This window comes from Embleya sp. NPDC050493 (assembly GCF_044458105.1).
Taxonomy (GTDB): Bacteria; Actinomycetota; Actinomycetes; order Streptomycetales; family Streptomycetaceae; genus Embleya.
Genome location: NZ_JBITHP010000010.1, coordinates 259,564 through 282,579, shown reverse-complemented (window position 1 = coordinate 282,579; position 23,016 = coordinate 259,564). Strand labels below are relative to the sequence as shown.

The following is a 23,016-nucleotide window of genomic DNA, read 5'->3' as shown; positions in this document are numbered from 1 at the left end:
CCCACCAGACCCCGCTTTGCCCAGGGCGTCGAGACTACCCGAACCGACCCCACCCCAGAAGCGGAATCCGACAGCACGGTTGTGAAGATATCGCTGACCGCTGATCTCTCGTCACCACCCGTGCGGGGCACGCAAACCAGTCGAAGATCTGTCTGTGGCGCTCGGAAAGGGGCAGAGTGGGACGCATGACGACCTCGACTCGGCCCGAGCGCATCCTGATCGTCGGCGGCGGCTACGTCGGCTTGTACACGGCCCTTCGCCTGCAACGGAAACTCAAGGCGGGAGAGGCGACGGTGACCGTCGTCGAACCGCAGTCGTACATGACCTACCAGCCGTTCCTCCCGGAGGCCGCGGCCGGCGCCATCTCGCCGCGCCACGTGGTCGTCCCGCTCCGCTCGGTGTTGCCCAAGTGCCGCATCGTGACCGGGACCGTGGAGCACGTGAACCACGCGAAGAAGACCGCGACCATCGAACTGCTCAACGGCGAGACCTACGACGCCTCCTACGACCTGCTCGTGGTCGCACCGGGCTCGGTCGCACGGACCCTGCCGATACCGGGGCTCGCCGAGTGGGGCATCGGCTTCAAGACCGTCGAGGAGGCCATCGCGCTGCGCAACCACGTGCTCGAACAGATGGACACCGCGTCCTCGACCCGGGACCCCTCGATCCGCGACCACGCGCTGACCTTCGTCTTCGTCGGCGGCGGCTACGCGGGCGTGGAGGCGCTCGCGGAGCTGGAGGACATGGCCCGCTACGCCTGCCGGTATTACCACAACATCACCCCGGCGGACATGCGCTGGATCCTGGTCGAGGCCTCGCCGCGGATCCTGCCCGAGGTGGGCGAGGACATGGGCCGGTACACGGTCGCCGAGCTGCGCCGACGCGGCATCGACGTACGCCTGAACACCCGGCTGGAGTCGGCGCGCGACCGGCACGTCGTGCTCTCGGACGGCACCGAGGTCGACGCGAGCACGCTGGTGTGGACGGCGGGCGTCAAGCCCAGCCCGATGTTGATCGCCACCGATCTGCCGCTGGACGACAAGGGCCGGCTCAAGGCGCGCGCAACGCTGGAGGTGGACGGGGTCCCGGGGGTGTGGACGGCGGGCGACTGCGCGGCGGTGCCCGATCTGACCAAGCCGGGCGAGGAATTCACCGGCCCCAGCGCGCAACACGCGGTACGCCAGGCGCGGGTGCTCGCCGACAACATCATCGCCACGCTGCGCGACCGGCCGCAGCAGCAGTACCGGCACAAGTACGCCGGCTCGGTGGCCTCGCTCGGCCTGCACAAGGGCGTCGCCCAGGTCTACGGGATCAAGACCAAGGGCCTGCCGGCGTGGTTCATGCACCGCACATACCACCTCAGCCGGGTGCCCACGATGAACCGCAAGATGCGCATCATGGCGGAATGGACACTGTCCCTGATGTTCCGGCGGGAGATCGTCTCGCTCGGTTCGATCGAACACCCGCGCGCCGAGTTCGAGTACGCCACCCGGGGGGACCGCAAGCGCACCGGGTAGGCACGGCCGGCCGAGGGGCTCGTAGGCTGAAGCGTTGCCCGAGGGGCGAGTGGGCCGCGACCGGGTCCCGTACATTGCCACAGCGCACTCCTGTGGTACCCCGAACGGGGGCCCGGTCACGGGACGTGATTCCCTCACGGCCGACTTTCGCCCACACTGGTGATGTCACCTGCGGTAAACCTCCATGCGCTTTGCGTGAACGAACTCTCTAGGAAGCGAGCGGTTGAACATCACTCGGTGGGGCGCCCGGCTGGCCGGTGACCGGCGCCGCTCGGTGCCGGCGGCACGCAGCCAGGAATCGAACGACACCTTCCCGTTGCGCGACGTGCTGGCCCACGCTCCCGCGCTGATCGCGGTCACCCGAGGGTCGAACCACGAGCTGTGTTACGTCAACGACGCCTATCGGGCGGTCTTCGGCGCACGCAGGTCGGGTGTTCCGGCCCGGGACGCGCTGCCCGAACTCGCCGAGCACGGGCTGCTGACGCTGATGGATCAGGTCTATCGGACCGGGCGCGGGCGAACCGTGCGCGCCCGCCGGGTCGACCATCGCGGCGAGACCTACCCCGGCATGCCGGAGAGCGAGCGCAGGCACGGCTACTACACGTTCGTGTGCACGCCGGTCCGCCCCGAGGCGGCCGGTCGCGGCGGCGACACGCGAGGCGTCCTGGTCTTCGCGGTCGACGTCACCGACCAGGTCCAGGCCACCGACCGGCTGCGGGAGAGCGAGCGGCGGCACCGGCAGGCCGCGGTCACCCTGCAACGCAGCCTGCTGCCGCAGCGGTTGGAGAACCCCGACGACCTGATCGTGGCCGCCAAGTACCTGCCCGGTGGCACCGACGCCGCGGTCGGCGGCGACTGGTACGACGTGATCACCCTGGGCGCGGGGCGCACCGCGCTGGTGATCGGCGACGTGATGGGCCGAGGCGTGCGCGCCGCGGCGGTGATGGGCCAACTGCGGACGGCGGTACGGGCGTACGCGCGCCTGGACCTGCCGCCGCACGAGATCCTGCAACTGCTCGACGAGACCGCGATGGAGATCGACGCGACCCAGATCGCCACGTGCGCCTACGCGGTCTACGACCCGGGGGAGGGCGTGCTGACCTACTCGACGGCGGGCCATCTGCCGCCGCTGGTCCGTGACGGCGAGGACGTGATCCACAAGCTCGACGACGCGAACGGGCCGCCGCTGGGCACCGGCGCGAGCTGGCCGCACACCTCGGGGCGGATCACCCTCGACCCGGGCTCGACCGTGGTGCTGTACACGGACGGCCTGGTCGAACGCCGCGGCGAGGATCTGGACGAGGGCATCGACACGCTGGGCGCCGCGCTGCTGTCGTCGGTGGGCGAACCCGAGGCGGTCCGGGACCACCTCATCGCGCACATGCAGTTGCCCGAGGAACACGACGACGACATGGCGATGCTGGTGCTGCAACTGCCGCGCCGCGAGGGTGCCCAGGCGCGCCTGTTCCGGACCGCGTCGCTGGATCTGCTGGGCGGCAGCGAAGTGGCCGCGCGCGGGCGGGCCTTCACCTCGGGTGTGCTGGCCAGTTGGCAGGTCGGTGAGGAATTGCGGGAGATGGGCGTGCTCGCGGTCAGCGAGTTCGTGGCGAACGCGCTCACCCACGGGGCCGCGCCGATGCGGTTGCGCCTTCGGCGCACCGACAAGCGGCTGATCGTCGAGGTCTCCGACGCGGACGACCACGTTCCGCGGCGGCGTCGGGCGGCGGCCGACGACGAGAGCGGGCGCGGGGTGGCGATCGTGGCGACGATTGCCAAGTCGTGGGGGAGTCGGCTCACCGACGAGGGCAAGACGGTCTGGTGCGAGTTCCCGTTGGGCTGATCGGGGGTATTTGGCCTCATGCGCCGGCCGGGCTGATTTGGCTTTTGTCCGACCTTGGGCGTGGGTCGGCTTGGGGTGGCCTCATGCGCCGGCCGGGCTGAGTGGGCTCATGCGCCGGCCGGGCTGATTTGGCTTTCGTGCGACCTTGGGCGTGGGTTGCCTTGGGGTGGCCTCATGCGCCGGCCGGGCTGAGTGGGCTCATGCGCCGGCCGGGCTGATTTGGCTTGGTGGTTGGTGTCGGTCAGGCCGGCAGGGGGTGGGGAGTGGGTTGGCGGGAGGGGGTGGACTCGGCGATGACGACGCCGTTTTGGGTCGGGTTGAGGGTGTGGCGCATGCGTAGGCCGAGGATGGTGATCAGGAGCGAGCAGGCCATCAGGACGGCCAGGTAGGGGCCGTACAGGCCGGCGCCGACCATGACGCCGGCGAAGGCCGGGCCCGCTGCCATGGCGAGTTGCTTCACCAGGGACTGGGCCGCGTTGTACTGACCGAGCAGGTGCGCGGGAGCCAGGTCCGCGACCATCGGTCCGAGCGTCGGCGCGAGCAGCGACTCGCCCACGCCGAGCAGCGCGTACGTGGCGATGATGGTGACCGCCGCCGCGACCTTGTCGTCGTGCACCAGGCCGGACAGCGCCGTCACGATCCAGGCGAGCAGCCAGACCAGGCCGGTGGCCGCGATCACCGTGCTGCGCCGGCGGCGCTGGGTGATCCGCAGGACGGTGAGCTGACCGAGCACGATCACCGCGGTGTTGGCCGCGAGCGCGACGCCCAGCATGCTCGGCGAGATCCGGCTGACCTCGGTCGCGAACGCCGCCAGGCCCGACTCGAACTGGCCGTAGCAGGTGAAGAAGATGACCGCGCCGACCACACACAGCCGGACCATCGCGCGGTTCTTCACCAGGTGCCGAAAGCCCGAGCCCGGCGCCGTTCCGGCCGGAGCGGCCGGTATCGCGGGCAGCCGGACCGTGCCGCACACCGCGCCGAGCACCAGGAACATCGCGGTCTCGACGGCGAACAGCAGGGTGAAACTGGCCGGCCGCGACGGGTCGACGATCATGCCGCCGATCAGTCCGCCGATGCCCAGGCCCAGGTTGTTGAAGGTGAACTGGAGCGCGAACGCGCGAGCACGGGTGAGCGCCGTCGTACACCGCACGATCATCGTCGCCAGCGCGGGCTGGATCGCGGCCACACCGGCCCCGAGCAGCGCGGCGCCGGCCATGACCAGCGCCTCGCCGCGGGCCAGGCCCAGGGTCAGCGCGCCGAGTGCGGCCACCACCGAGCCGACCGCGACCACCGGACGGGGGCCGCGCCGGTCGATCGCCGGACCGACCATCGGGAGCGCGCACAGCGCGGCGATGGCGAGCACGCTGAACATCAGGCCGGCCTGACCGGCCGACAGGTTTCGCACCCGCGTCACGTATACGAACAGGAACGGCACCGTGAAACCGCTGCCGAACGCACTGAGCGCGTTACCGAGCTGGATCCGACGCAGAGCGCCTTGGGTCGCCACCACACACCTCCCGACTACCGGTCGCGCGGGCCGGCCGCTCCGGCCCGCGGGGATCGGTCCGCAGGCCGGGCTCGGGCATCCGAAGGCGCGCGAAGGCGGCCGACCCGACCCGTACCGGCGTCCGGGCATGCCCGGGTCCGGCGAGGTGGTCGCCTGGTATCCGCGTCGAGGCGGGCGCGCCGGGGGCGGCCGGGCTGTCGCCCGGGCCCACGCCGGCGTCGCCGCCGTGCCTGATCCGATGAGTCCGAGTCCTCAAGCCTGAAGACTTCAGAGCTAAACTATACGGATCTATAGCCTTGGCGTCCAATGCATAACGGCATCGCCCGGCGAGGGCGACGAGCGAGCGGGTGGGAGGTGGGATACTTCCCGGCATGACAGAGGGGGCCGAGCAGGCAACAGCGGACGAAGGCGACATCGAGGAGTACCTCGCCGTCTTCCAGCGCGAATTCCCCGAGGTGGACCCGCAGGTCGAGACGATCGTGGCGGCGCTGTCCAAGCTCAACCGCCGGATGAGCGTCGCGTACGGCCGCCAACTCACCGCGCTGGGCATCACCAACGCCGAGTGGGAGGTGCTCAAGGCCCTGGTGTTGGTCGGCCGTCCCTACCGGCTCAGCCCCGGCGACCTGGCCCGCCGACTGGGCCTGACCCCCGCGGCGATGACCCACCGGCTGGACCGGATGGTCGCCGAGGACCTGGTCACCAGGACCCGGGACGAACAGAACCGGGTGCGGGTGATCGTCGAACTGACCACCACCGGCCGGGACGTGTGGCTGCGCGTGGTGCGCGAGGCCGCGGTCTTCGAGGCCGGCCTGCTCCAGGACCTGGGGCCGGCCGAACGGCATGCGCTCGCGGCCGGACTGCGCGGCATGCTGGCGCGGGTCGAGGAATCCCAGCCGGACGCGGGCGGGCGCCTGGACACGGAGTGATCCGGCGGGCCCCGAGCGCTGCCACGCTCGGGTGCACCGCCACGGTGGGACACCGGACGAGAAGGGGACCGGACACATGCGAGTGCGCATTCCGAGGCAACGCACGGACATCGAGCGGCTGGACCGACCGCTGCCCGCGGGCCTGTCCAGGCCGGCCCCGCGCATCCTGCGCGCGCCGCGCCCGAGGAGCCCGCGCCCGGCCGAGGATCCGCTGCTCGACTACCGCATGGTGGTCACCCGCACGTTGATCCGACACCGGCCGGTCGACACCGGCGGCTGCGGCTGCGGGGTACCCGAGCCGTGCCCCGTCCGGGCCCACGCGGCCCGCCTGCTGGAATGGGTCTGACCCGCTCCGGTCACGGGAGCAGGTCGCCGTTTCGGCGGACGCGGGTGATCAGCGGCTGGAGCAGCCACACCCACGTGATCAACGCGGCCAGCGGGATCGCCACGGACAGGGCCCAGGTGCGACCGAACAGGTAGTCCACCACGAGCAGGACCGCGGACGTCAGCGCCACCGACAGGGCGATCGCGCCGGCGATCCCGTAGCGGTTCGACCGGTGCAGCAGCACGTCCTTGGCGTGCCCGCGAAAGAGCAGGCGGTGCTGGACGGCCGGTGCGATGAAGAAGATCGAGGACAGCAGGGTCGAGATCAGCGCGACCAGGAACACGTCCTTCTGGAATTCACTCACCCGCGCGAAGCCCTGCGCGAACGGGACGGTCAACAAGAACGCGAACATGAACTGCACACCCGGGATCGCGACGCGCAACCCCTGCATCAACTCGTTCAGCTCGCGGTCGAGCCGTTCCTTCGACGTTTCGTCCATGGTGGGCTGCTGCCCTGGAAGAAACGTTTCGCACCTGGTGCGAACCGCGAACCTCACGATCGTGCCGCGCGGCACTAGGGTGGCGGCCATGCACCACGCCTGGTCCGTCTGCCCGCCGCCCCGCCACTGAGCGGGGTGTCCCGGGGTCCGATCCGGTAGTCCCGGGTCGCGGCCCCCGATCGGCCTGGCCGAAACCGGTGCCGCCCCGCTCCGACGTTGTCCTGTAGGCGTCGAAGTCGGAGCCTTTCCATGTCCGTTCGTACCTTCCTTCATGCTGCCCGGAACACCCGGTCCGGGCTCGATCTGTTCGTTGTCGCCGGCGTCCTGTGGGGGACCGGTGGGATCGCCGGTTCGGTGTTGGCCGCCCGCGCCGGGCTGCACCCGGTGGCCGTCGCGGCCTATCGGCTGCTTGCCGGCGGCCTGTTCATCACCGGCTACGCGCTCGCCTGCGGGCGGCTGCGGGTGCGTCGCCCGAACCGGGCCGAACTGGCCCGGATCGCGGGCGTCGGCGCCCTGTTCACGGTGTTCCAGGCGGCCTATTTCGCTGCCGTGGCGGCCACTTCGGTGAGTCTGGCCACGCTCACCACCATGGTCGCCGTGCATCTCCTGGTGACCACCGGCTCGGCGCTGCTGGAGCGACGCCGACTCGGCCGGCTCGCGATCGCGAGCCTGGTCGTGGCCGCCCTGGGCCTGGCCCTGCTGCTCGGCTCACCCGCCGGCGGCGCCGGCGGCGCACCGGTGGGCGTCGGCTTCGCGCTGGTGGCCGCCGGCGGGTTCGCGGTATTGACCCTGGACACCCGCCCGGCCCTGCCCGGGCTCGACCGGGTCGCCGTCACCGGGCTCGGATTCCTGTTCGGCGGTTGCCTGTTGTTGCCCGCGGGACTGGCGGTCGGGATGGCCGTGCCGATCCGCACCGACACCCTGGGCGCGGTGCTCTTCCTCGGCGTGGTGCCCACCGCGGGGGCGTACATCGCCTACTTCACCGCGCTCGGCCGGGCGCACGTGGGCGGCGGCATCGTGGCGGTGCTGCTCGAACCGCTGACCGCGACCGTGCTCGCCGCGTTCCTCCAGGGCGAGCGGCTCGGGCCGACACGGCTGCTCGGCGGCGTCCTGGTGCTCACCTCGATCGCGGTGCACCACCGCGCGGCCGGCAACCCCGCGCGCGGCTGAATCCCGCGGCCCCGTCGGCCCTTCGGGCGGAAACCGTCCCGAACCGCCCGTCTCGTCCCCGATTCTCGGCTAGCGTGCGGCACCAGCGGCACACGGCCGGCACAGCACAGGAGGTGCGCATGAGCGTGTCCGAGGGGATCTCCGACGGGGCCGCGTATTCGCCGTTCGACCCGACCGCGCTGCCGGCGACCGGGGGTTACTACAAGAAGCTCCCGCCCACCCCGTGCACCTACGACACGGTGCCGTTACCGATCGAGGCGGTCGACGGCCACCCGGTCGTCTGCAAGAACCGCGCGTGCAAGTACTACCGCAAGTCCGACAAGGTGGAATACAAGTCCGGCCCCCGCGCCTACCGTTGCGAGGAGTGCATGACCTGGACGGACTGATCGTCCGTCGCGACGGAGCCGAAGCGTGGCCGACCCCATCCGGCCCGGCCGGCCTCCGTGGCCGGCTCATGGGGCCCGAACACCCGCCGCAGGCCGACGAGTTCACGCAGGTCGGAGCACGGACAGGGGCATGCGCCCACGAACATGGTGGGTCGGGCCGATCGCCGGGTCACCGTACGGCCACGCGGCGACCAGGCCCGGCCACGATCGTGGGGCGCCCTCGGCAGAGGTGCGCACGCGCATCATTCCCCGTTCGGGAGCCGCTGATTCCGCTTCGGGGCAGGTGAATTCGGCGATTCCGCGCCGGCCGCCCGGACGGCCTTCGCCGTCGCCCGGCGCAACCACCACCAGAACACCCATCCCACCGCGATCAGCAGGATCAGCACCACGAAGCCGAACGAGACCCAGAACGCGGTGGGGGAGGGCAACTGCCCCGGTGGGGTGTCCGGCCACGCGTGCGGCAGGTCGTCGGGATCGCCCAACACCGCGCGCAGCGCCAGCGCCGAGTGCCGGTAGGTGACCTCGTCGGGCCAGTCCTTGCCGCTCGCCAGCGCGGCCAGCCCGGTGGACAGCCAGATCACCGCGGTGCCGGCGATCAGCAGCAGCAGGCCCGCGATCAGCAGGCCGTCGGGCACGCCCTCCGAGGGCGCCCGGCCCGGCGTGGGTTCGCGCGGCGACGGCGGGTGTCCGTAGGACCCCATCTACGCCGCCGGATCGTCGGCCAACGCCGCCTCGGCACGCACCCGTTCCTCCACCGCGTCCTCGGTCATCGCGCGGTCGGTGTAGACCATCGGACGCTCGGTGTCGGTGATCAGGTGCTTGACCACCTGCACGTTGCCGTTGACGTCCCAGACCGCGATGCCGGGGGTGAGGGTCGGGATGATCTCCACCGCCCACCGGGGCAGCCCGAGCACCTTTCCGGTCGCCCGGGCCTCGTCCGCCTTCTGCATGTACACGGTTCTGGTCGAGGCCATCTTCAGGATCGCCGACGCCTCCTTGGCCGCCGCGCCGTCCACCACGTCGGAGAGGTGGTGCACCACCGCGACGAAGGACAGGCCCAGACGCCGGCCGAACTTGAGCAGGCGCTGGAACAATTGGGCCACGAACGGGCTGTTGATGATGTGCCAGGCCTCTTCGACCAGGAAGATCCGCTTGACCCGGTCCGGCCGGATCCAGGTGTGCTCCAGCCACACGCCGACGATGGCCATCAGGATCGGCATCGCGATCGAGTTCCGGTCGATGTGCGACAGGTCGAAGATGATCAGCGGCGAGTCCAGGTCGATGCCGTCCGTGGTGGGCCCCTCGAACATGCCCCGCAGGTCACCGTCGGTGAGCCGGTCCAGGACCAGCGCGACGTCCAGTCCCCAGACCCGGACGTCCTTGACGTCCAGGCTGAGCAGTTCGCACGACTCGGGGGTCGGATTGCGCAACGCCTCGACGATGTCCGGGAGGATCGGCTGCCGCCCGTGCACGGTGCGCATCACGTGCGTGTGTGCCGCCTTGAGCGCGTAGCCGGCCCGCTCCTGGAGCGAGTGGCCCATCGCCACCTCGATGATGGTGCGCAGCAGCGCCAGTTGGCCGGTGACCGCGATCGCCGGGTCCAGCGGGTTGAGCCGCACCGCGTCGCCGGAGAGGTCGTTGGGGTCGAGTCGGACCGGCTTGACGCCCAGCGCCTCGGCGATCAGGTTCCACTCGCCGACGCCGTCCTCGCCCTGCGCGTCCAGGACCACCACCTGGCGGTCGCGAAAGCGCAACTGGCGCAATACGTACGTCTTCTCCAGCGCCGACTTGCCGTTCCCGGACTCGCCCAGGACCAGCCAGTGCGGCGCGGGCAGTTGCTGGCCGTACAGCTGGAACGGGTCGTAGATGTAGCCCTTGCCGGAGTACACCTCGCGGCCGATGATCACACCCGAGTCGCCGAGCCCGGGCGCGGCCGTGGGCAGGTAGATCGCCTGGGCCTGGCCGGTGGACGTGCGCACCGGCAGCCGCTGGGTCTCGCCCCGGCCGAAGATGATGCCGGAGAAGCCCTGGGTCAACGTGGACATCAGACCCGACACGTGATCACCCCATCCATCCCGTCCCCGGCGGCGATACCGCCGACACTCACTTTCGAATACCCGTCGCGAACGGCAGCGTGTTGACGAACGCGCGGTGCTGCTCGCGGTCGCACCACTCCAGCTTGAGGAAACACTTGCCCGCCGACGCGCGGATGGTGCGCTTGTCCCGGGAGAGCTGATCGGGATTGCGCGAGGACACCGTGATGTAGCCGACGATGTTCACCCCCGCCGCACCGCCCGCCAGGTCCTCGCCGCGCTGGTCGACCCGGCCGGTGTGGGCCATGTCGCGCGGGTCGACCACGCGGTTCATCTTGGCCGCGCGGGCCGCGTCCGCGTCGTCGTTGGTCTTCTCGGTGAGCATGCGCTCGATCGCGATGTCGGTGGGCTCCAGGTCCATGGTGACCGCGACCGTGCGGATCACGTCCGGCGTGTGCACCAGGAGCGGGGCCAGGAAGTTGACGCCGACCGGGGTCAGCGGCCACTCCTTGATCCACGCGGTGGCGTGGCACCACGGCTCGGCCGAGTCCGACTCGCGGGTCTTGGCCTCCAGGTAGTTCGGGTGTGTCGCGTCCAACTCGGCGGGCCACGCGTAGCGTGCCTGCATGCCCTCGAACGCGTCGATCTGGTGCTCGGGGTCGTACATCGAGTGGATCAGCGAGGCCAGCCGCGCCTCGTTCAGCGGCTGCCGGACCCGGATGTCCGCCTCGGTCAACCGGGCACACACGTCGGTGAGTTCACGGGCCATCACCACGCCGAGGCCCTTGTCGCCCTTGCCCATCACGTTGGCCTCGGCGGCCAGGTCGCGGGTGTAGTGCATGCACGCGATCAGATAGGCGCGGTGCTGCTCCGACGAGGTGGAGACCATCGACTGGAGCTGCTCGTAGGAGTCCTGCACCCACATCGGCGCCTTGTGGTCGCCGCGCCGGGCGACGTCCTTGGCATGCGCGTCCGGGTCGGCGGGCAGCGTCCGGGCCAGCACCTGGAGCCGGGTGACGAAGCCGTCGCCGTTGGCCACGTGCTTGAGCAGGGTGCCGAACCGCTCGACCAGTGCCTCCTGGTCCTCCGAGTCGCGCAGCCCCACACCGGGGCCCTCGATCTCGATCGCGGCGGTGACGGTGCGCCGTTCCAGGTGCATCAGCACGGTCAGGTCGTCCGGGCCGAACGGCACGCTGGACCAGGCCACCCGACCGACACCGGGCGGCGCGCCGACCGCGACGCCCTGCCCGGTCAGCTTGGTGCCCGCCTCGGTCACCGCCGACCGGTACGTGGCACCGCGCTTGAGGGTGCGCTTGTAGGTGCGGTTGATCTCCCACCACTTGTAGAACGTGCGTTTCTTGTACGGCATGTACACGGCGGCGAACGCGAGCAGCGGGAAACCGACCAGGCCGAGGATGCGGAGCACCAGGATCGGCATCAACAGGCCCCACAACAGGGCGAATCCGCCGGCCGCGATGATCAGGAAGATCTCGCCGGGCTCGCGGTTCTTGCCGATGACCGCCGTGGGTTTGGCCTTGCCGATCAGGAAGGTTCGGCGTCGGGCTACCGGTTGCGTAGTCATTACTCTTTACCGTTCCTCGCGTGAGGCGTTGCCGCGGGATTGGCCGGAGGCGGTGGTGCCGGCGTCGGGGCGCCGCCCGAACCTCCGCCCCTGGTGCCATGGGCCGCAATGCCCGACGATACGGCGTTCGCGGTCACCGGGGCAGAGCCGGAACCGGTCGATCCCCGCGAGGCGTGTGCCTGGATGCCCTGCTTCATGTACGTGGCCGGGCCGTTGACCATCGAGGCCGGACCGGCCGACTGCATCGCCTTGCGGCTGCTGTGCAGCGCGGCCATGTCGTCGCCGATGCTGGGCACGAAGCGGTAGATGAGCACGCTGGCGAAGATGGACAGGAACAGGATCGCCAGGCCGGAGAGCACCGAGGAGAACGCGTCGTCCTTGCCGCCGGCGGTGACCGCCGTGGCCAGTCCGAGCACGATCACGATCACCGGCTTGGCCAGCAGCACCGCGATCATGATCCCGGCCCAGCGTCGGACGTGGTGCCACATCGCCTTGTCCACCAGGCCCGAGTACACCGCCGTGCCCAGGATCGCGCCGACGTACAACATCGCCGCCCGGACCAGGAGTTCGACCCACAACACGGCCGCGGCGGCCATCGAGAGCAGCGACACGAAGATGAGCATCACCGGTCCGCCGCCGAGATCGCTCGCGGGATCGAGCGCCTTGGAGAAGCCGCCGAGGAACTTGTTGGTGTCCTGCTGGGTGCCGGTCGCGATGGCCGCGGTGATCGCGTCGGTCATCGAGACGGCCAAGTACAGGATCAACGGGGTGAACGCGGACGCGATCACCGCGAGCCACAGGTAGCCGATCGCCTCGCTGATCGCGGTGCCGATCGGGACCCCGCGCACGGCCCGCTTGGCGACGGCCAGTATCCACAGGATCAGGGTCAGGAACGTGGACGCGGCGAACACCACCGCGTACTGGCGCAGGAAGCCGGGGTTGGTGAAGTCCACCTGGGTGGTGTCGTTGACCGCGCCTGCCAGCTTGTCGATGATCCAGGTCGCCGCGTCGGCACAGCCCTTGGCGATCGAGCCGAGCGGGTCGGTGACCGTGCCCAGCGTGCCGGTCCCCGGGGCGCCGGGACCGCCGTTGTTGCAGATGTCCTTCGCCGGACCGGTGAGCAGGTCGCACTCCGGCTTGCTCGCGGGTGCGGTCGCACCCGGCGTGCCGGTCGGCGGTGTCGTGGCGCCGGGTGTCGGTTCGGCCCACCCGCGCGTGGCACCGAGCACGAGGAGGGCCTGCACCGCGGCCAGTGTCCCGCCGAGGGTCAGGAATCGGTTGCGAGGGCTGCGGCGTTCCCGGTCAGCGTGCATGGCGCAATTCCCCGAACTCCCCGTCGGCCTTGGCGATGTCGTTGGCGCTGGACGGATCCTGTAGTCCGGAGACCGGAGTCGGGCCCTCCTTCTGGCTGAACTCGACCAGCTTCCAATCGCCGTTCACCCAGGACAGCTTCATCGTGGTGGTGTTCCACGCCTCGGCCACCGGCTTGGTGGAACCGACCCCGGCCATGCCCACCACGCCCACGCTCCAGACCTCCACGGTCGCCGAAGCGGGAGTGAAGGCAACGGATTTGGTGCCCATCGGCACGGCCCGACAAACGAAGGTCTGACCCTTGGGCGGGTTCCCGTCGGGCTGAAGGCCGAAAGTCGCCGTCTGTGCCCGGAACGCCTGGTCGACACGCGCGAGCAGACCGTCGCGGATCGCCGGATCGGTGATCGTGGTGATGATCGCGGCCCGCGGCTGGGCCCGGAACATCCGGTCCGAGCCGTACGCGACGACGAAGTTGGCCGCGGCCGACTGGGCGCCCTCCGCGGTCTGCGGGTAACCGACCGGCACGCCCGACTCGGTGCGCTCGGGCAACTGCGCGGCGGACAGCGGCGGTCCGCCGGATGCCTCGGCGGCCGTGGAGGTCTGCCCGGCGTCCTTGGCGGTCGAGCCGTCGTCGTCGGAGCGGTTGGCGGCGAACAGCAGGGACACGATGACCACGGCGATCACCACCACGACGCCGATCCCGGACAGTATGGGGTTGCGCCTGGGCTCCGGACTCTCCGGCGAGGAGGTCGGTCTGGGCAGGCGGGTACGCGTGGCGGGTTCCTCGTCGCTCATGGCCTGTCCCCCCTCACCGCGGCAGGCCGGAAGATACGGACGACCTGCGCGCACAACACAGTCCCCGGGGGCGGAGCGCCGCCGGGTTCGGTTGCAGCCGGAACGATCTTCCCAGACGGGAAGTCATTCCGGTGGCACCGCGCTGTCGTGTGAACACAGGCTCGATTGTCCGGTAAAGGAACCGGAATTGCTGCTCTGCCCCGGATGCGGAATGGGGCATTCCGGTTTCGGGGCGCACGGCGCACCGGAGTGCGCCGCGCCCGGGACAAAACACCACGGGATTCGCCACCTTGGGGACGGCAGGGTGCGAATCGGTCTAGATCGCCATTCCGTACACAATCGTGAACAGCGTCCCGAGCGATCCGATGATGAAGACGCCGGTCAGGCCGGCGATGATGAGGCCCTTGCCCTGCTCCGCGCTGAACGTGTCGCGCATCGCGGTGGCCCCTATGCGCTGTTTCGCCGCGCCCCAGATCGCAATGGCCAGGCAGAGCAGCAGGGCCACGGCCATGATCACCTCGACCATGATCCGGGCTTCGCCGCCCAGCCTTGCGAACGGGCCCCAGTTCGGAGCTATGCCGCCGATGATCGTATTGATGTCGCCGTTGCCGTTGCCGTTGCCTTCGCCAAGAAACACGTTGTTCACCGCCCCCGAGGTCGGGCTTTTGGTTGTCTCCGGTCGCATTCGACTGGAGGAGTGGGTCGTTCGTTTATTGTGCTGTGGGGAAGCCGATCGGGCTACCACCTCGGCAAGTGTGTCTGCTCACTGTGTGTATCACGGGTGATTGCGCTGAGCAATCGTGGCGCGCACAATGTGCTCGGAGTGTCCGTCGCGGCCCCGTCCCGGTCGCGGAGAATCGGGGGTGCCTGCGATGCGCAAAGCCTGGGTGGCCGGTGGCATCGCATTCGCGATTCCCTTCGGTCTGGTCGGTCTTCTCACTGTAGGCGTGGGCGCGATGCAATCCGCATCCGGCAGCCAGGGCGGAGTCGGCGGCACGATGTCGCTCGCGCCCGGCACGGTGCCGGCCGCGTACGCGGCGACCATAGACAAGTGGGGCAGGCTCTGCCCGGAGATCTCGCCGGCGCTGCTGGCCGCGCAGCTCTACCAGGAGAGCGGCTTCGACCCGACCGCGGTGAGCAACGTCGGGGCCCAGGGCATCGCCCAGTTCATGCCCACCACGTGGCCCGAGTGGGCCACCGACGGCAACGGCGACGGCAAGTCGAGCCCGTGGGATCCGGCCGACGCGATCCCGGCCGCCGCGCGCTACGACTGCTCGTTGGCCAAATATGTCGCCTCGGTGCCCGGCGACCGGACCAACAACATGCTCGCCGCGTACAACGCGGGCGCGTACCGGGTGATGCAGTACAAGGGCATCCCGCCGTACACCCAGACCCAGGACTACGTGAAGTCGATCCGCTCGCTGGAGCAGAGCTTCGGCGTCGTGCAGACCCCGCTGCAGCCGATGGCGCTCGCGGCGGGCGCGGTCAACTGGGCGCAGACCAAGCTCGGCACCGCGTACCTGTGGGGCGGCGAGGGCACCGCGGCCGACGGCGGCCGGTTCGACTGCTCGGGGCTGACCCAGGCCGCCTACGACACCGTGGGCATCAAGCTGCCCCGGGTGGCCAACGACCAGTGGAACGCCGGCCGGCATCCCTCGCGCGACCAACTCCTGCCGGGCGACCTGGTGTTCTTCGCCACCGACCTGCGCGACCCGCGCAGCATCCACCATGTCGGGATGTACGTCGGCAACGGCCAGATGATCCACGCGCCCTACACCGGAACGGTGATCAAGTTCGGCCCGATCGACAAGCCGGACTACATCGGCGCGACCCGGGTCACCCCCGAGGGCGCGAAGGCGCTGCCGGACCGCAGCCCCGGTTCGGCGAACAACGACTCCGGCGCGGGCAGTCCGGCCGCCGACCCCGGTCGCACCCCGGCCGGGGGCGGCAAGGTGCCGACCCGACTGCCCGCCGCGGCCGAGCCGCGCACTGCGGGAACGGGCGGCGCGCGGGCGCGCTGACCGCCGCGGCGATCCGGCGCGTGGGCCGGGCGCACCGTGCCGGGCGCGCCGGGTGCAGGTGTGCCGGGTCCGGGTCGCGGTCGACGACCGGCGATGATGAGGCCGGTTCGCCCGCGACGGCAGAAAGGTCCCAGCCGACATGGCGATGATCCCCGGCACCGGCAGGTTCACCGCGGTGGTCGGTGTCCTGGCGCTCGGCTTCGCGCTTGCCGTGGTGAAGGTGACCGGGCCGTACGGCTCGCCCCCGTATCACGCGCCGACCTCGCCGATCGGGATCGAGACCCTGGCACCGCGGCCCGGCACGACCGGTGCGGTGATGCAGGTGGTCGCGCATCAGGACGACGACCTCTACTTCATGAACCCCGACGTCGACCGGGCGGTGCGCACCGGCACGGACAGTGTGACGGTCTTCCTCACCGCGGGCGAGGCGGACGGCCGCAACGGCCCCGGCGGGCGCCCGGATCCGCAGGCGTACGCGGCGGCGCGCAACAACGGAGCGCGCGCCGCGTACGCGTTCATGGCCCTCGGCGACCGCGCGGCGCGCTGGGAGCGGCACAGCGTGCGGTTGCGCGACGGCGCGCACGCCGAACTCGACCATCTGGTGGACGCCCCGAACATCAAGCTCGTGTTCCTCAACACGCGCAAGGAGGAGGGCATCGGCGCACGCGGGCGGCTGCGCACGTTGTGGAACGGCAGGGAACGCGAACTCGACACGCTGGCCGCCCGGGACGAGCCGGCCGGCGGACCGTACTCCTACACCCGGGACGGCCTGATCGACTCGCTCGCGGACCTGATGCGGGCCCAGACGCCGACCGTGGTGCGCACGCTCGACCCGGACCCCGATCGACAGCGGCACGACGGGGCACACCCCGCACACTCGGACAACGGCGGCGTCTCCGACCACCAGGACCACACCGCCGCCGCGCAGTTCACCTGGGAGGCGCTGCGCCGATACAACGCCGCGCGGCCGGCCGCGAGCGCGGCGGCGATCGCCTACCGGGGCTACTACCACGAGCGCTGGCCGCACAATCTCGCGCCGGCGGCCCGCGAGCGCAAGGACGAGATCACCCGGGTGTACGGCTGGACCGACCGGGTGCGGCACTGCCCGGGACGGGTGGACTGCGGCGACCTCAAGGTGCGCGACACCGCCGCTCGGAGCAACTGGCCGCAGAGCACCACGTATCGCTTTCCGGACGCCGGTCCCCGGCCGGTGCTCGGCGCGGACGGTCGGCTGACCGCGTGGGCCGTGCTCGGCGGCCGGATCACCCGATGGACCCAGGAGGGCGTGGGCGCCGCGGTCTGGACCCCGGCGCAGTCCATGCCCGGCCCCGGCGACGGCGAACTCGCCCCGGGACCTGCCGCGGTGCGCACGCGGGACGGCCGGATCGCGGTCTTCGCGCTGCGGATCGGCGGCGCCCGGCGCTCCGACCGGGACCGGTTCGAGATCGTCACCGCGACCGAGACGACGCCCGGCGGCGGATTGGGCCCGTGGCGGGGGCTGGGCAGCCCCGACGACGGTGAACGCGGCCCGGGCACACCGGTGGTCCGGGCCGACGGCGCGGGCGGGCTGCATCTGTTCGTGCGCAATCGGGACAAGGGAATCAGCACCCGCTTCCGACCCGCCGACAGCGAGGAGTGGTCGAACTGGCGGGACCTGGGCGGCGGCGAGATCGTCGAGGGGCCGAGCGCGGTGACCCGCCCGGACGGCCGGGTGAGCGTCTTCGGCACGGCCCGCGAGGGCATCCGGTACTGGGACTTCGTCGGCGACCGGTCCGGTCCGCCCGGCACGATCGCGGCCGAGCGGCCGGTGGGGGCGCCTGCGGCGTGGGTGGGCGCCGACGGCCGGGTCGGCGTCGCGCACCGGCGGGCCGGCACGGCGGAGATCGCGAGTGTGGTCGAAGTCGAGCCCGGCGCCTGGACGCCGGGTGATCCGCGCACCGCGGGCGCGGGTCACGAGGCGCTGTACCCGCTGCGCCGGCCGGACGGCACGACGGCCGTCTGCACCCGGGACGCCGAGGGCCGTCCGGTCGTGGTGGGCGCGGCCGGGCCGCCGATCGTGCTCGACGAGCACGCGGTCGCGGTCGGTCCCACCGGCGCGACGGACGGCGCCGGACAGCCGGTGGTCCTGTGGCTCGGACCGGACGGGGCGCTGCGCACCGCACGGCTTTCCTGACGATGTTCCGGGCGGCGCCCGGCCGTTCCGCCGGGACGCCGTGCGCCGTAGGGCCGTCTCGACGGGGCGCTGTGCGGCCCTTTCGACGGCACGCCGGGCACCACACGGCCGTCCCGACGGCGAATCCGGCCCGCCGTGAGCGGCACCCGCGCGGACACCCGCCCGAACATGCGAACGGCGGGCGCTCCCCGAAGGGAACGCCCGCCGGACGGCGCGGGAGAGCGGTGGATCAGACGCTGACGCCGTGGCTGCGCAGCCAGGTCATCGGGTTGACCGCGGAGCCGTAGTTCGGCGTGGTGCGGACCTCGAAGTGCAGGTGCGGGCCGGTCACGTTGCCGGTCGCGCCGGAGAGCGCGATCTTCTGGCCGGTCTGCACCTTCATCCCGGCCTTGACCGAGATCGAGGAAAGGTGCGCGTACTGGGTGTACTTGCCGTCCGCGTGCCGGATGACGACCTCGTTGCCGTACGCGCCGCCCCAGCCGGCCGACACGACGGTGCCCGAGGTGACCGCGCGCACCGTGGTGCCGGTCGAGACCGCGAAGTCCTGGCCGGTGTGGCTGCCGCTGGACCAGCGCGAGCCGCCGGCGCCGAAGCTCGACGTGAGCGTGGCGCCGGAGACCGGGGCGACATAGGCGCCGGAGGCCTTCTCGGTGCTCGCGGCGGGCTTGGCGTCGCTCTTGGCGGCCTCGGTCTTGACCGAGGTCTTCGGCGCGGCCGGCTTGGTCTCCGCCTTCGGCGCGGCCTTGGGGGTCTCCGGCTTCTGCACCTCGACCTTGGGCGCGGCGGCCTCGGTCTTGGCGGTGGTCGGCGCGGCCTTGCCGTCGACCGTGAGCTTTTGGCCCGGGAAGATCAGGTCGGGGTTCTCGCCGACCACGCTCTTGTTGGCCTCGTACAGCTTCGGCCAACCGCCGGGCACGTGCGCGGCGCCGGCGATCTTCGAGAGCGTGTCGCCGGCGACCACGACGTAGGACGACGTGGCGGCGGAGTCCGACTTGGCGACCGGCTCGGTCTTCGGGGTCTCGGTCTTGGGAGCCTCGGCCTTGGGGGCCTCGGACTTGACCTCGATCTTGGGCGCGGCGACCGTCTTCTTCGGGGTCTCGGCCTTGGGAGTCTCGGTCTTGGGCGCCGTCTTCGGCGCGGTCTTGCCGGCCGAGGAGCCGGTGTCGACGTCGGGGGTGGCGCCGCCTCGGGTCAGGCCCGCCTTGACCGAGCACACCGGCCAGGCACCGGGGCCCTGGCTCTTGAGCACCTTCTCGGCTATCGCGATCTGCTGACCCTTGGTCGCCAGGTCGGCCCGCGCGGCGTACTGCTTGCCGCCGAACTCGTTCCAGGTGCTCTGGGTGAACTGCAGGCCGCCGTAGAAGCCGTTGCCGGTGTTGATCTGCCAGTTGCCCGTGCTCTCGCACTGGGCGACCTTGTCCCAGGTGCTCACGGAGGCGGCCTGGGCCGTGCCCGCGCCGATGATCGGCATGGCGACGCCGACTCCGGCGACACCCGCCGCGGCGATCAGACGCGTGGTCCTACTGGTGCTGCGACGGCGATGACGCCCGGTTCCGGACAGCATTGCTGGATCCTCTCCCACGCCTACGAGGTGAGCTGTCGGATTCGGGCCGGAGATCGATAGCCCGGCCACATCCCGAAGGACGTGGCTTCACCCCAAGCCGTTCGCGGCGTCCGATCGTCTCGATCGGGGCCGTTCGCGGCGGTTCACCTGTGGTTCCCCCGCTCCTGTCGTGTGGTGCTCGTCAGCCTCCCGAACGGCCGGCGACAGGATTCGGCGTACCGGCGATCGGGGTCCGTGTGGGATACGGACGGATCGAACGCTAAGCAGGCTCGGACGTAGATCACAAGTCCGTGTCGGATAGAGGTCGAATATCCGATTTGCGGATGAGCGCAATGTAGATGATCCCTTACGGAAAGGACCGCAGTTGGCGTTCCGTGCCGGATCCATCGGATTTGCGTGACAGTGGTTCCCGGTTGTGGTGCATGCCGATCGTCCGGAAACGATCACCTACGTCCCGCCGGTCACATTGGCATCGCGGGTAGCACCGGCCGGCGGGCACCCATGCCCATCCGGGCGGGCGCCCGCACTCGCGGCCGGCGTGATTCACCCCACATTCGATACGCCACATGTCCGATTCGTCCCAGGCGACTTCGTGCCGGACACGGCCTGGCTCCGCCGCGCCGACGACCCATCGGCACGGCGCCCCCACCCCGTCGTCTCAGCCGCGCAGCGCCTGCCAGCCGGCCCACGCGCTCTGCACCATGTCCGACGTGCCGTACCGGGCCTTCCAGCCCAACTCGGTGGTGATCAGGTCGGCGCTCGCGACCACTCGGGCCGGGTCGCCCGCGCGTCGCGGGTGGTGCTCCGGCGCGAGGTCGCGCAAACCGGTGACCTCGCCGATGAGTTCCACCATCTCGCGCACCGATGTGCCCTCGCCACGACCCACGTTCAGCACCAGGTGCGCGTCCGGGTCGGCCGCGAGCCGACGGGTGGCGGCCACGTGCGCTTCGGCCAGATCCACCACATGGATGAAGTCGCGCACGCACGTGCCGTCCGGGGTGTCGTAGTCGTCCCCGAAGATCACCGGCGCCTGCTCGGCCGTCAACTTCTCCAGCACCATCGGCACGAGGTTGAACACGCCCTTGTCGGCGAGTTCCGGCGCGCCCGCGCCCGCGACGTTGAAGTAGCGCAACGAGGCGTACGAGATGCCGTGTGCGCGCGCCGTGGCCCTGATCATCCACTCGCCGACGAGCTTGCTCTCGCCGTACGGGTTGATCGGCACGCACGGGGTGTCCTCGTCGACGAGGTCGACGTCGGGCATGCCGTACACGGCGGCACTGGAGGAGAACACGATCCGGGTGACGTCGGCCGCGACCATGGCCGCCAGCAGGGTGCGCAGACCCTCGACGTTCTCCTCGTAGTAGAAGAGGGGGCGCGCGACCGATTCGGGGACCTGCTTCCTGCCCGCGATGTGCACCACGCCGTCCACCGCGTGCGCTCGGAAGACCTCGTCGAGCAACGCCCGATCCAGCACCGAGCCGACCACCAGCGGCACTCCCTCGGGAACCCGCTCGCGCGAGCCCGAGGACAGGTCGTCGACCACGACCACATCCTCGCCGACCGCGAGCAGCGCCCGCACGACATGCGTCCCGATGTATCCGGCACCGCCGGTGACAAGCCACTTCATGTCCCGACCCTACCCAGCCGGACGATGCCGGGCCGGTTCGCCGACGGTGGCGCCCGTACCGACCGAGGGCCCACGGCCGAGCGCATGCTCGGCCGTGGGCCCTCGGCAGGCGGCCGGGTGTCGGACGCCGATATCCCCGACTACGCGGAACCGCGGCCCAACATGTCGGTGAACCGGCGGCATTCGGCGTAGTCGGGCAACATGCCGGCGTCGATCGCCTGCGCGAGCGAGGGGGCGGCCAGGTCCCGCGCGGACAACTGCGCCGCACCCTCCGTCGGCCAGTCGATGGCGAGATCCGGGTCGAGCGGATGCACGGCGTGCTCGCGCGCGGGAGCGTAGGACTCGGAACACAGATAGCTGAGCGTGGCGTCGTCCGTCAGCGCGCAGAAGCCGTGCCCGAGACCCTCGCCGATGTACAGCGCATGCCGCTCGGTGTCGTCCAGACGCACCCCCTCCCAGGTGCCGAACGTCGGGGATCCCACCCGTAGGTCGACCACGACGTCCAATACGGCACCGCGCACGCACGTCACGAACTTCGCCTGGCCCGGGGGCACGTCGGCGAAGTGCACGCCACGCACCACGTCGCGTGCCGACACCGACATGTTGGCCTGCGCGAGCCGGAGCGGGTGACCCACGTGTTCGGCCATCAGATCGAAGCGGTACCACTCCATGAACATGCCGCGGGAGTCGCCGTGCTGTTGGGGCGTGATCTCCCAGGCGCCCTCGATCGAGAGGGGGTGGAACTTCATGTACGTGTCCTTGTCCATCGAATCCGGAGGCGGTCGCGCGCGAGCTCAGTCGAATTCGGCTCGCGGGGCGATGCCGTCGCCGTAGATCGGCAGGTCGAGCAGATACTTCCCGTAGCCGCTCTTGAGCAACGGCTGTGCGAGCTCCTTCAACTGCGTGTCGTCGATGAAGCCGGCCCGCCAGGCGGCCTCCTCGACGCAGCCGATCTTCATGCCTTGGCGCTCCTCGATGACGCGGACGAACTCCGCCGCGTGCACCAGTGAGGCGAAGGTGCCGGTGTCCAACCACGCGGTGCCGCGATCGAGGACGGTCACCATCAACTCGTCGCGTTCGAGGTAGGCCGCGTTGATGCCGGTGATCTCCAACTCGCCTCGGGCACTCGGCTCGAGGCCCTTGGCGATCTCGACGACTCGATGATCGTAGAAGTACAGCCCGGGAACCGCGTAGCGGGACTTCGGCCGCTCGGGCTTTTCCTCGATGGAGCGCACCACGCCGTCGGCGTCGAACTCGACCACGCCGTACGCGGTGGGGTCGGCAACCGGATAGGCGAACACCCGACCGCCGGCGACGTCCGCGCAGGTGCGCAACTGTCGACCCAGGCCCACGCCGTGAAAGATGTTGTCGCCCAGGATCAAGGCGACGGGTCCGTCACCGATGAAATCCTCGCCGAGCAGGAAGGCTTGCGCGATCCCGTCCGGACTCGCCTGTTCGACATACTCGATCCGCATGCCCAGGCGCGAGCCGTCGCCGAGCAACCGCCGAAATTGTGGTTGGTCCTCCGGAGTGGTGATGACCAGGACTTCACGAATGCCGGCCATGATCAGAGTCGACAGCGGATAGTAGATCATCGGCTTGTCGAAGACCGGCATGAGCTGCTTCGATACGGCTTGAGTGATGGGCCAGAGTCGGGAGCCGGTGCCGCCCGCGAGAAGGATGCCGCGCATGCGAACACCATAGGCTGTGTGGCTTGCCGGCCGGTCGCTAGACTCCTGT

General features: G+C 70.7%; 20 protein-coding genes and 1 riboswitch. Of the genes, 8 read left to right on the top strand and 12 right to left on the bottom strand.

Annotated elements, in window-relative coordinates; all coding sequences use genetic code 11:
- The first annotated feature begins 185 nt into the window (after positions 1 to 185).
- The gene (locus tag ACIBM5_RS21735; RefSeq protein ID WP_396008341.1) at positions 186 to 1,517 is read left to right on the top strand and encodes an NAD(P)/FAD-dependent oxidoreductase; all 1,332 of its coding nucleotides are present in this window, start codon (positions 186 to 188) and stop codon (positions 1,515 to 1,517) included.
- 223 nt (positions 1,518 to 1,740) lie between these two features.
- Positions 1,741 to 3,357, top strand: a complete 1,617-nt coding sequence (locus ACIBM5_RS21730) for a SpoIIE family protein phosphatase (RefSeq protein ID WP_391588094.1) — start codon at positions 1,741 to 1,743, stop codon at positions 3,355 to 3,357.
- Between the two features lie 241 nt (positions 3,358 to 3,598).
- Here the strand turns inward: ACIBM5_RS21730 and ACIBM5_RS21725 are convergent, their stop codons facing one another.
- Positions 3,599 to 4,867: an MFS transporter gene (locus tag ACIBM5_RS21725; RefSeq protein ID WP_391588095.1), complete on the bottom strand. Its 1,269-nt coding sequence runs from the start codon at positions 4,865 to 4,867 to the stop codon at positions 3,599 to 3,601.
- Between the two features lie 368 nt (positions 4,868 to 5,235).
- Here ACIBM5_RS21725 and ACIBM5_RS21720 point away from each other — a divergent pair, with 368 nt between their 5' ends.
- The gene (locus tag ACIBM5_RS21720) at positions 5,236 to 5,790 is read left to right on the top strand and encodes a MarR family winged helix-turn-helix transcriptional regulator (RefSeq protein WP_391588096.1); all 555 of its coding nucleotides are present in this window, start codon (positions 5,236 to 5,238) and stop codon (positions 5,788 to 5,790) included.
- Positions 5,791 to 5,866: 76 nt separating this feature from the next.
- The gene (locus ACIBM5_RS21715) at positions 5,867 to 6,136 is read left to right on the top strand and encodes a hypothetical protein (RefSeq protein ID WP_391588097.1); all 270 of its coding nucleotides are present in this window, start codon (positions 5,867 to 5,869) and stop codon (positions 6,134 to 6,136) included.
- A 10-nt stretch (positions 6,137 to 6,146) separates the two neighbouring features.
- Here the strand turns inward: ACIBM5_RS21715 and ACIBM5_RS21710 are convergent, their stop codons facing one another.
- On the bottom strand, positions 6,147 to 6,614 hold the full coding sequence (locus tag ACIBM5_RS21710; protein WP_396008340.1) for a DUF6328 family protein: 468 nt from the start codon (positions 6,612 to 6,614) through the stop codon (positions 6,147 to 6,149).
- 249 nt (positions 6,615 to 6,863) lie between these two features.
- Here ACIBM5_RS21710 and ACIBM5_RS21705 point away from each other — a divergent pair, with 249 nt between their 5' ends.
- Both ACIBM5_RS21705 and ACIBM5_RS21700 read left to right on the top strand, forming a co-directional pair.
- Entirely contained in the window at positions 6,864 to 7,784 is a 921-nt protein-coding gene (locus ACIBM5_RS21705; RefSeq protein ID WP_396008339.1) for a DMT family transporter, read from the top strand.
- A gap of 119 nt (positions 7,785 to 7,903) precedes the next feature.
- Positions 7,904 to 8,170, top strand: coding sequence for a hypothetical protein (locus ACIBM5_RS21700; RefSeq protein ID WP_391588100.1), 267 nt, complete (start codon positions 7,904 to 7,906; stop codon positions 8,168 to 8,170).
- A gap of 242 nt (positions 8,171 to 8,412) precedes the next feature.
- On the opposite strand, the gene ACIBM5_RS21695 is transcribed toward ACIBM5_RS21700, so the two are convergent.
- From ACIBM5_RS21695 to ACIBM5_RS21670, 6 genes are all read right to left on the bottom strand, one after another.
- On the bottom strand, positions 8,413 to 8,871 hold the full coding sequence (locus tag ACIBM5_RS21695; RefSeq protein ID WP_396008338.1) for a hypothetical protein: 459 nt from the start codon (positions 8,869 to 8,871) through the stop codon (positions 8,413 to 8,415).
- The gene (locus tag ACIBM5_RS21690; RefSeq protein ID WP_391588273.1) at positions 8,872 to 10,215 is read right to left on the bottom strand and encodes an ATP-binding protein; all 1,344 of its coding nucleotides are present in this window, start codon (positions 10,213 to 10,215) and stop codon (positions 8,872 to 8,874) included. It lies immediately after the preceding gene.
- Between the two features lie 58 nt (positions 10,216 to 10,273).
- Positions 10,274 to 11,785 carry an SCO6880 family protein gene (locus ACIBM5_RS21685; protein ID WP_391588102.1) on the bottom strand — a complete coding sequence of 504 codons (1,512 nt, stop codon included), beginning with the start codon at positions 11,783 to 11,785 and terminating at the stop codon, positions 10,274 to 10,276.
- Positions 11,785 to 13,098 (bottom strand): hypothetical protein, encoded by a 1,314-nt coding sequence (locus ACIBM5_RS21680; protein WP_396008337.1) that lies wholly within the window; start codon positions 13,096 to 13,098, stop codon positions 11,785 to 11,787. Before ACIBM5_RS21680 ends, ACIBM5_RS21685 begins: the two co-directional genes overlap by 1 nt.
- Positions 13,088 to 13,891 carry a hypothetical protein gene (locus ACIBM5_RS21675; RefSeq protein WP_396008336.1) on the bottom strand — a complete coding sequence of 268 codons (804 nt, stop codon included), beginning with the start codon at positions 13,889 to 13,891 and terminating at the stop codon, positions 13,088 to 13,090. The genes ACIBM5_RS21680 and ACIBM5_RS21675 overlap by 11 nt, the downstream gene beginning before the upstream one ends.
- Positions 13,892 to 14,207: 316 nt before the next feature.
- Positions 14,208 to 14,537 carry a hypothetical protein gene (locus tag ACIBM5_RS21670; protein ID WP_020552300.1) on the bottom strand — a complete coding sequence of 110 codons (330 nt, stop codon included), beginning with the start codon at positions 14,535 to 14,537 and terminating at the stop codon, positions 14,208 to 14,210.
- A 226-nt stretch (positions 14,538 to 14,763) separates the two neighbouring features.
- Between ACIBM5_RS21670 and ACIBM5_RS21665 the strand changes: the two genes are divergently transcribed.
- Together ACIBM5_RS21665 and ACIBM5_RS21660 are read left to right on the top strand one after the other, a co-directional pair.
- Positions 14,764 to 15,912 carry an NlpC/P60 family protein gene (locus tag ACIBM5_RS21665; RefSeq protein WP_396008335.1) on the top strand — a complete coding sequence of 383 codons (1,149 nt, stop codon included), beginning with the start codon at positions 14,764 to 14,766 and terminating at the stop codon, positions 15,910 to 15,912.
- 139 nt (positions 15,913 to 16,051) lie between these two features.
- On the top strand, positions 16,052 to 18,085 hold the full coding sequence (locus tag ACIBM5_RS21660; protein ID WP_396008334.1) for a PIG-L family deacetylase: 2,034 nt from the start codon (positions 16,052 to 16,054) through the stop codon (positions 18,083 to 18,085).
- A 229-nt stretch (positions 18,086 to 18,314) separates the two neighbouring features.
- On the opposite strand, the gene ACIBM5_RS21655 is transcribed toward ACIBM5_RS21660, so the two are convergent.
- From ACIBM5_RS21655 to rfbA, 4 genes are all read right to left on the bottom strand, one after another.
- Positions 18,315 to 19,649: a transglycosylase family protein gene (locus ACIBM5_RS21655; RefSeq protein ID WP_396008333.1), complete on the bottom strand. Its 1,335-nt coding sequence runs from the start codon at positions 19,647 to 19,649 to the stop codon at positions 18,315 to 18,317.
- Positions 19,650 to 19,653: 4 nt separating this feature from the next.
- Positions 19,654 to 19,875, bottom strand: a riboswitch (cyclic di-AMP (ydaO/yuaA leader).
- A gap of 432 nt (positions 19,876 to 20,307) precedes the next feature.
- Positions 20,308 to 21,276 (bottom strand): UDP-glucose 4-epimerase GalE, encoded by a 969-nt coding sequence (gene galE / locus ACIBM5_RS21650; RefSeq protein WP_396008332.1) that lies wholly within the window; start codon positions 21,274 to 21,276, stop codon positions 20,308 to 20,310.
- Between the two features lie 140 nt (positions 21,277 to 21,416).
- The gene (gene rfbC, locus ACIBM5_RS21645; RefSeq protein WP_391588109.1) at positions 21,417 to 22,025 is read right to left on the bottom strand and encodes a dTDP-4-dehydrorhamnose 3,5-epimerase; all 609 of its coding nucleotides are present in this window, start codon (positions 22,023 to 22,025) and stop codon (positions 21,417 to 21,419) included.
- A 45-nt stretch (positions 22,026 to 22,070) separates the two neighbouring features.
- Entirely contained in the window at positions 22,071 to 22,967 is an 897-nt protein-coding gene (rfbA, locus tag ACIBM5_RS21640) for a glucose-1-phosphate thymidylyltransferase RfbA (protein ID WP_396008331.1), read from the bottom strand.
- Positions 22,968 to 23,016: the final 49 nt, after the last annotated feature.